Here is an 8,662-nt window from a genome sequence, read left to right as displayed (position 1 = left end):
GGCGCGCGCCTTCGGGCTGAACCCACAGCCAACCAACGTCGCCCCGGTGCTGGAGGTCGGCGCCGCCCCCGGTCGCGAGGTGTAGCGGCACCGCTTTCCGCACCCGCCCCGCGGACTCGTCGGTCGGCTCAGCCCCGGGCGGACCGGCCGGCCGTCAACCGCCCTCCGGCACCGCCGAAGGGACCGTCGGCCGTCGTCGGGCGCCGCCCCGGCGGACGGATCAGGCGTCGAGCGACGTCATCACGTGCTTGATGCGCGTGTAGTCGTCGAAGCCGTACGCCGAGAGGTCCTTGCCGTAGCCGGACTTCTTGAAGCCGCCGTGCGGCATCTCGGCGACCAGCGGGATGTGCGTGTTGATCCAGACGCAGCCGAAGTCGAGTGCCTTCGACAGACGCATGGCCCGCGCGTGGTCCTTGGTCCACACCGAGGAGGCGAGGGCGTAGTCGACGCCGTTCGCCCAGTCGACGGCCTGGGCCTCGTCCGAGAAGGACTGGACGGTGATGACCGGGCCGAAGACCTCGTTCTGGATGATCTCGTCGTCCTGCTTGAGGCCCGAGACGACGGTGGGGGCGTAGAAGTAGCCCTTGTCGCCGACCTGGTGGCCGCCCGCCTCGACCTTCGCGTGCGCGGGCAGGCGCTCGATGAAGCCGGCGACCTGCTTCAGCTGGTTCGGGTTGTTGAGCGGGCCGTACAGCACGTCCTCGTCGTCCGGCTGGCCGGTCTTCGTCTCGGATGCGGCCTTGGCGAGCGCCTGCACGAACTCGTCGTGGATGGACTCGTGGACGAGGACGCGCGTGGCGGCCGTACAGTCCTGGCCGGCGTTGAAGAAGCCCGCGACCGAGATGTCCTCGACGGCCTTGGGGATGTCGGTGTCCTCGAAGACGACGACCGGGGCCTTGCCGCCCAGCTCCAGGTGGACCCGCTTCAGGTCCTTGGACGCGGACTCGGCGACCGACATGCCCGCGCGTACGGAGCCGGTGATGGAGGCCATCGCCGGGGTCGGGTGCTCGACCATCAGGCGGCCCGTCTCGCGGTCGCCGCAGATGACGTTGAAGACGCCCTTGGGCAGGACCGAGCCGATGATGTCGGCGATGAGGACCGTCGACGCCGGGGTGGTGTCGGACGGCTTGAGGACGACGGTGTTGCCCGCGGCGATCGCCGGGGCGAACTTCCACACCGCCATCATCATGGGGTAGTTCCACGGCGCGACCTGGGCGCAGACGCCGACCGGCTCGCGCCGGATCATCGACGTCATGCCCTCCATGTACTCGCCGGCCGAGCGGCCCTCGAGCATGCGGGCCGCACCCGCGAAGAAGCGGATCTGGTCGACCATGGGCGGGATCTCTTCACTGCGGGTCAGCCCGATGGGCTTGCCCGTGTTCTCGACCTCGGCCGCGATCAGCTCCTCGGCCCGCTCCTCGAACGCGTCAGCGATCTTGAGAAGGGCCTTCTGCCGCTCGGCGGGCGTGGTGTCACGCCACGCGGGGAACGCGGCGGCCGCGGCGGCCATGGCGGCGTCGACGTCCGTCTGGCCGGACAGCGGTGCGGTCGCATAGGCCTCGCCGGTGGCGGGGTTCACGACGTCCGTCGTCCGTCCGTCGGCGGCGTCCCGGAACTCCCCGTCGATGTAGTTGCGCAGACGACGCAGCTCGGTGGTCACTGCCGGCCCTCCTGTCAGATGTCCAATGGGTGAGACAACCCACACCCTAGTCAGGCTCCCACACTAACCGCTACATCAACGTTTTCAACATAGGTGAGCACCCACAACCACGGAATCAGTGAAGAGTGAGCTCCGAAACAACGGATTTCATCGATCCGACCTTGCGGAACCCACGACCCCTCGTGCACAGTGTCGGCGTGGCCAGTCGCAGCGCAGACCCCAGGGACTCCCGAGAGTCCAAGTCCGGGAACGGCAGTCCCTCACTCGACGCCGTCTCCCTCGCCATCATCGAGCAGCTCCAGCAGGACGGCAGAAGGCCGTACGCCGCCATCGGCAAGGCCGTCGGCCTCTCCGAAGCGGCCGTGCGCCAGCGCGTCCAGAAGCTGCTCGACCAGGGCGTGATGCAGATCGTCGCCGTCACGGACCCGCTCACCGTGGGCTTCCGCCGGCAGGCGATGGTCGGCATCAACGCCGAGGGCGATCTGGACCCTGTGGCCGACGCTCTGACCGCCATGGCAGAAGTCGAGTACGTGGTGATGACCGCGGGCTCGTTCGACCTCCTGGTGGAGATCGTCTGCGAGGACGACGATCACCTCCTGGAGGTCATCAACAAACGCATCCGGGCGCTCCCCGGCGTGCGCTCCACCGAGAGCTTCGTTTATCTGAAGCTCAAGAAGCAGACCTATATGTGGGGAACCCGATAGCCGTGAGCCAGGACCTCAGCCGAACCGCGTACGACCATCTGTGGATGCACTTCACCCGGATGTCGTCCTACGAGAACGCGCCCGTTCCCACCATCGTCCGTGGCGAGGGCACCTACATCTACGACGACAAGGGAAAGAAGTACCTCGACGGCCTCGCGGGCCTGTTCGTGGTGCAGGCCGGACACGGCCGCGAGGATCTCGCCCAGGTGGCCGCCAAGCAGGCCGCCGAGCTCGCCTTCTTCCCCGTGTGGTCCTACGCCCACCCGAAGGCCGTCGAGCTGGCCGAGCGCATCGCCGACTACGCCCCGGGTGACCTCAACAAGGTCTTCTTCACCACCGGTGGCGGTGAAGCCGTGGAGACCGCCTGGAAGCTCGCGAAGCAGTACTTCAAGCTCAAGGGCATCCCGACCAAGTACAAGGTCATCTCCCGTGCCGTCGCCTACCACGGCACCCCGCAGGGCGCCCTGTCCATCACGGGCCTGCCCGGCCTGAAGGCCCCCTTCGAGCCGCTGGTCCCCGGCGCGCACAAGGTGCCGAACACGAACATCTACCGCGCCCCGATCTTCGGCGACGACCCGGAGGCCTTCGGCCGCTGGTGCGCCGACCAGATCGAGCAGCAGATCCTCTTCGAGGGCCCGGAGACCGTCGCCGCGGTGTTCCTGGAGCCGGTGCAGAACGCCGGTGGCTGCTTCCCGCCGCCGCCCGGGTACTTCCAGCGCGTGCGCGAGATCTGCGACCAGTACGACGTACTGCTCGTCTCGGACGAGGTCATCTGCGCCTTCGGCCGTCTCGGCACGATGTTCGCCTGCGACAAGTTCGGCTACGTGCCGGACATGATCACCTGCGCCAAGGGCATGACCTCGGGCTACTCCCCGATCGGTGCCTGCATCGTCTCCGACCGCATCGCCGAGCCGTTCTACAAGGAGGACAACGTCTTCCTGCACGGCTACACCTTCGGCGGCCACCCGGTCTCCGCTGCCGTCGCGCTCGCCAACCTCGACATCTTCGAGAAGGAGAAGCTCAACCAGCACGTGCTCGACAACGAGGGCGCGTTCCTGCAGACCCTGCAGCGGCTGAACGACCTGCCGATCGTCGGCGACGTCCGGGGCAACGGCTACTTCTACGGCATCGAGCTCGTGAAGGACAAGGCCACCAAGGAGTCCTTCAACGACGAGGAGTCGGAGCGCATCCTCTACGGCTTCGTGTCGAAGAAGCTCTTCGAGAACGGCCTGTACTGCCGCGCCGACGACCGCGGTGACCCGGTCATCCAGCTGTCCCCGCCGCTGATCTCCGACCAGTCGACCTTCGACGAGATCGAGCAGATCATCCGTGGCGTGCTCACGGAGGCCTGGACCAAGCTGTAGGCACGTTTCGTCGTCAGCTGATCGGACGGTCCTCCGATCGGCTCGGCCCGGGACACCCATCCGAGTGAGATGGGCGTACCCGGGCCGTGTGCTTCCCGGGGACGCCTTGGACGGATACCTACGGTTTCGAGTGACCGATCGGCTGCGCCTTCGTTCCCCCGTTCGGGGGAAGGACTCCGACCAGAACCGAGGTGTTCGTCATGGTGGCTCCGCCGGACAACGACGTGCTCTGGGCCCACGCCCTGCACCACTCGTACAACGGCTCGCCCGCGCTCGCCGGTGTGTCACTGGGCGTCCGCGAGGGCGAGATCCTCGCGGTCGGCGGTCCGCGCGGCAGCGGGAAGACCACGCTGCTGCGCTGTCTGTCCGGTCAACTCGTACCGGACCAGGGCGAAGTGTGGTTCGACGGCACGCCGGTCCACACCATGGGAAGGCTCTCCCGCGAGCGGCTGCGCCGCGACCGCTTCGGCTGGATCGACCCCGCGCCCGGTCTCGTCCCCGAGCTCAGCGTCTGGGAGAACGCCGCGCTGCCGCTGCTGCTCTGCGGCGCCCCGCACCGCGAGGCCAGGGCCGCCGCCATGGAGTGGCTGCGGCGGCTGGACATCGAGGACTGCGCGCGCAGGCGCCCGTACGCCCTCGTACAGGCCGAACGGCAGCGCGTCGCCATCGCCCGCGCCCTCGTGACCATGCCCGCCGTCATCTTCGCGGACGAGCCGACGGCGCCCCTGCACGTCGCCGACCGCGGCCACGTGCTGCGGACCCTGACCACGGCGGCCCGCTCGCACGGCATCACCGTCGTGCTCGCGACCCACGACGCCGAGACCGCCGCGCTCGCCGACCGCACGGTGTCCCTGCTCGACGGGCGCCGGGTCACCACGGTCCATCTGCCGGGCAGCGATACGCAGGACCGGGCGGCGGCGTGCTCGCTCTCCGTCTAGCCCGCGGTTCGCGCCCCCTCGTCCAGCTCCGCCGACTGCTGGTCGCCGCCGCATCGGCGGGCACCGGATTGCTGCTGCTGTGCGTGCTGGCGTACGCGATGGAGCGCCCGGAGCCGTCCGAAGGGGCGACACTGCGGCTCGCCTGGTGTCTCGTGCCGCTCGCCGCAACCGTGTACCTGGCCGTCGCGGTCGCCCGTACCGACCCGGCGACCCGGCCCCGGCCGGGCCTGTCGGCCGTGGGGCTCGGGCCGGTGCGGCTGACCGCGATCGCCGCGCTCTCCACCGCCGTCGCCTGCACCTTCGGCTCGCTCGTCGCGCTGATGCTGTTCCTGCATCTCCGGGGCGACCTCACCGGACTGCCGTTCGACGGCGCGGCGGCCGGGATGCTCGCCGCCGATGTACCGCTGCCGTCGGCGGCCGCCCTCACCCTGCTGAGCGTGGCCCCGATCGCCGCGTCCGGGGCGAGCGCCTTCGCGCTGCGCCCCAGGAGGGTGAAACGCGGCAGCGCGGACCCTGCCGACCCCGACCGCCCGGAAGCACCCGCCACCTCGCCCAACGGCCTGCCCTGGGGCGTGGCGCTGCTCGCGGCGGGGCTCGCCGTCGAGACGTACGCCAGCCCCGTGGGGCAGGCACGCGGGCTGCCGCTGCCGGGCGGCCTCGCCGGTGAGTCGTTCGGAGTGCTGGCCGGCTGGGCCCTGACCGCGGTCGGCCTGGCCCTGGCCGGCCCCGGTCTGACCTTCCAGTGCGGCCGCGCCCTCCAGACGGTGCGCCCCGGTGCACTGCGGCTGCTCGCCGGACGGGTGCTCCAGCAGGAGGCTCGGCGCATCGGGCGCCCCCTGGGTGTCCTATGCGCCGTCGTATCGGGCGCGTACGCCGGAGCGACGGTCTCCGCGAGCTCCACGGGCGTGCCCACGGGCAGCGGCTCCGGCCCGCTCAGCGCACTCGGTGTCCTGCTGGTGGCGGGCTGCGCGTTCGTCGCGCTGATGATGGCCGCCCTGGAGGCCAGGCAGCGCCGTGAGCCGACGACGCAGGCCCTGCTGCGGTTCGGGGCGCCGACGGCCGTGCTGCGCGGTGCCGCGCTGCTGCGGGCGGGCGCGCTGCTGACCCTGTTCGTACCGCTGACCTGGATGATCGCGGAGCTGGCGGCGACGCCGCTCAGCCGCTGACCGGCGCGCCGGACCCCGCCCCGGAAAACTTCCGGAAGGCCGATGAGTTCCGCCCGGCGCCGCCGTCTATCCCTGCGTACCGCACACACACCGACCGGGAGACGGCCCATGTACCAGCAGATGATCTTCGTGAACCTCGCCGTGAACGACATCGACGCGTCGAAGAAGTTCTTCACCGAGCTCGGCTACACCCTCAACCCGCAGTTCACCACCGACGACTGCGCCTGCGTGGTCATCAGCGACACGATCATCGCGATGCTGCTCACCAAGGAGCGTTACCGCGACTTCACCAAGAAGGAGATCGCCGACTCCACGAAGACCTCCGAGGTTCTGCTGTGTCTGAGCGCCGAGAGCCGCGAGAAGGTGGACGAGCTCGTCGATGCGGCGGTCGCGGCCGGTGGCTCCGCGACCGGAGAGACCCAGGACATGGGCTTCATGTACGGCCGCGCCTTCGACGACCCGGACGGTCACACCTGGGAGATCATGTGGATGGACCCGGCGGCGGTCCAGGGCTGACCCCACCTCCGGGGCCGGAGGCCGTCCGGCTCGACCGGCCCCCGATGCCCGGGCCCTGTCATCGGGCTCCCGCCCGCCCCTCGGACGGCCTACGGGAGCACGACGACAGGACCTAGCATGAGCGGGTGCAGCCGACATCCGAACCGGCCCGGCCGGACGAACCCTCCGAAGCCCCGCGCCCGAAGCACCACCCCCACGAGATCGAGTCGCTCGCGGAGTTCGACGCCGTGGTCGCCGGGCGGGGCACCCTCGCCGGTCACCGTGTGCAGGCGGTCGACCTGACGGAACGTGCGGCGCAGTTGCTGACCCTCGACGTCGAGGAAGCCGTCTTCCTGGGGTGCGAGATGCATCCGAAGGTCGCCGCCAAGGTCCGCGCCGCGGGCGCCCTGGTCTTCCCGCCCGTACCGGGACTGCCCTTCGACCCCTACCGCGGCACGCTCTACATCCCGGACGAGCTGTTCGCCGGCCTCGACGCCGGGTACGCGGCGACGCCGGACGCCCGCGCCTACGCATGGTTCCGGCGGACCAAGGCGGACGGCGACATCTTCGCCTCGATGCTGCGCGCCATCCACGACGACTCCGTCTCGGACGCTCTGGACGAACTCGTCGTCGGCGCACGCGTCGTGGGAGTGATGGGCGGGCACGCCATGGGGCGCGGCACCGACGAGTACGCCGGAGCGGCGCGACTCGGCCGGCGGCTCGCCCTCGACGGGTACACCGTCGCGACGGGAGGTGGCCCGGGCGCCATGGAGGCCGCGAACCTGGGTGCGTACTCGGCCGGGTACGGCGACAGGATGCTCGCCGAGGCGCTGGAACTGCTCGCCAAGGTGCCGTCGTTCACGCCCTCGGTGACCGACTGGGCTGGCGCCGCCTTCGACGTGCGCAGCCGCTGGCCGCAGGGCGGGACTTCGGTGGGCATTCCCACCTGGTTCTACGGGCACGAGCCGCCGAACGCGTTCGCCGCCCACATCGCGAAGTACTTCGCCAACGCCACCCGCGAGGACGGTCTGCTGGCCCGCTCCAACGCGGGCGTCGTCTTCCTGCCCGGCGCGGCCGGCACGGTCCAGGAGATCTTCGACAACGCGACGCCCAACTACTACGAGTCGCACGGCGAACCCACCCCCATGGTCCTGGTGGACCGTGCCCACTGGACGGACCGACTGCCGGCCTGGCCGCTGCTCCGGTCGCTGGCACGCGAGCGCTCCATGGAGGCGAGGATCGCCCTGGTCGACAGCATCGACGAGGCGCCGGAGGCGCTGGCACGGCTGGGCGCCGGTTCCTGAGGGGACGGTCCTCCGGCCGGGGCGCGGGGGCACGGGCCGTCGGCGGGGCCCCGGGATCCGGCCTCTTGACGGGGCCTTTGACCCGCCTTGGGACCGCCGTGGCAACGCCTTGGTGACGGTCTCGCGGTACTGAACGAACCGGTCGGTCACATCCGTTGACAACCGTCACGGCAGACCGATAGACGTGTGGGCTCGTGGGGGCGCTGTGGTCGGGCCGCAGTTCATGCCGCGCAACGCCCCGCTCACCCCCCGCTGTTCCCATTCCCGCGAAGGGCAGACGTTGTCCATATCCCGTCGCACCGCCTCCTCGGTGCGTTTCCTCGGCGTTGCCTCGGCCGCCGCCGCGCTCACGCTGGGTGTCGCGAACACCGCGCTGGCCTGCAACATCCGTGACTTCACCGCCGTCGCCTCCTGCGACAACGGCAAGGGCGTCATCAGCGTCACCGACAAGGACGCCTCGGGCACCCCTGCCACCATCACCCTCTACGCCAAGATGACCGTCCCCGGCGAGGAGGACCGGCTCATCGGCACCCAGACGATCGACCACCCGACCGGCGAGGGCGTCACGATCACCTTCGACGAGGACTGGGCTCCTGAGGCGCAGTACCGGGTCCACGTCAAGGCGAGCAATAGGGTCGACGAGGACATCAAGCCGTTGCTGACCGCGCCGTCGGAGGGCTGCTCGAAGGAGAGCACGCCTCCGGCGTCGACGACCCCGACGTCCCCGGCGCCTTCGTCCAAGCCCTCGGAGAAGCCCTCCGAGAAGCCCACCCCGTCGGCGTCGGAGAGCACCACCCCGGCCCCGGGCGGCGGCAACTCGGCCACCCCGTCGGGCGGTCACGAGGACCTCGCCGAGACCGGTGCCGACAGCAACACCGGTCTGATCGCCGGTATCGCGGCGGCGCTGGTCGCGGCCGGTGGCGCCGTGGTGTTCGCCCTGCGCAAGCGCGGTGCGGCCGGCACGCGCTGACGCCTGCACTGTCGTAACCGAGCGGCCCGCTCCCTCCCCGGGAGCGGGCCGTGCGCCGGGT

8 protein-coding genes are annotated in these 8,662 nt (G+C 70.5%); 7 read left to right on the top strand and 1 reads right to left on the bottom strand.

The window, feature by feature from the left end; genetic code table 11:
• Window positions 1–220: 220 nt before the first annotated feature.
• The gene (locus ACWCP6_RS37050; RefSeq protein WP_450937068.1) at window positions 221–1,660 is read right to left on the bottom strand and encodes a gamma-aminobutyraldehyde dehydrogenase; all 1,440 of its coding nucleotides are present in this window, start codon (window positions 1,658–1,660) and stop codon (window positions 221–223) included.
• A gap of 182 nt (window positions 1,661–1,842) precedes the next feature.
• Here ACWCP6_RS37050 and ACWCP6_RS37045 point away from each other — a divergent pair, with 182 nt between their 5' ends.
• The 7 genes from ACWCP6_RS37045 (at window position 1,843) to ACWCP6_RS37015 (ending at window position 8,601) form a co-directional block, all read left to right on the top strand.
• Window positions 1,843–2,364 (top strand): Lrp/AsnC family transcriptional regulator, encoded by a 522-nt coding sequence (locus tag ACWCP6_RS37045; protein ID WP_450937069.1) that lies wholly within the window; start codon window positions 1,843–1,845, stop codon window positions 2,362–2,364.
• On the top strand, window positions 2,349–3,728 hold the full coding sequence (locus tag ACWCP6_RS37040) for an aspartate aminotransferase family protein (protein WP_450937067.1): 1,380 nt from the start codon (window positions 2,349–2,351) through the stop codon (window positions 3,726–3,728). Before ACWCP6_RS37045 ends, ACWCP6_RS37040 begins: the two co-directional genes overlap by 16 nt.
• 200 nt (window positions 3,729–3,928) lie before the next feature.
• Window positions 3,929–4,666 (top strand): ABC transporter ATP-binding protein, encoded by a 738-nt coding sequence (locus tag ACWCP6_RS37035; RefSeq protein ID WP_450937066.1) that lies wholly within the window; start codon window positions 3,929–3,931, stop codon window positions 4,664–4,666.
• On the top strand, window positions 4,648–5,832 hold the full coding sequence (locus tag ACWCP6_RS37030; RefSeq protein WP_450937065.1) for a hypothetical protein: 1,185 nt from the start codon (window positions 4,648–4,650) through the stop codon (window positions 5,830–5,832). Before ACWCP6_RS37035 ends, ACWCP6_RS37030 begins: the two co-directional genes overlap by 19 nt.
• 108 nt (window positions 5,833–5,940) lie before the next feature.
• Entirely contained in the window at window positions 5,941–6,348 is a 408-nt protein-coding gene (locus ACWCP6_RS37025) for a VOC family protein (RefSeq protein WP_450937064.1), read from the top strand.
• A 125-nt stretch (window positions 6,349–6,473) separates the two neighbouring features.
• A complete protein-coding gene (locus tag ACWCP6_RS37020; protein ID WP_450937063.1) occupies window positions 6,474–7,631 on the top strand; it encodes an LOG family protein in 1,158 nt (385 codons plus the stop codon).
• Window positions 7,632–7,911: 280 nt separating this feature from the next.
• Window positions 7,912–8,601: an LAETG motif-containing sortase-dependent surface protein gene (locus tag ACWCP6_RS37015; protein WP_450937062.1), complete on the top strand. Its 690-nt coding sequence runs from the start codon at window positions 7,912–7,914 to the stop codon at window positions 8,599–8,601.
• Window positions 8,602–8,662 lie beyond the last annotated feature (61 nt).

The sequence above is a fragment of the Streptomyces sp. NPDC002004 genome (assembly GCF_053593975.1).
The sequence above is the reverse complement of the archived record's forward strand: the minus strand, read 5'-3'. Positions and strand labels throughout refer to the sequence as shown.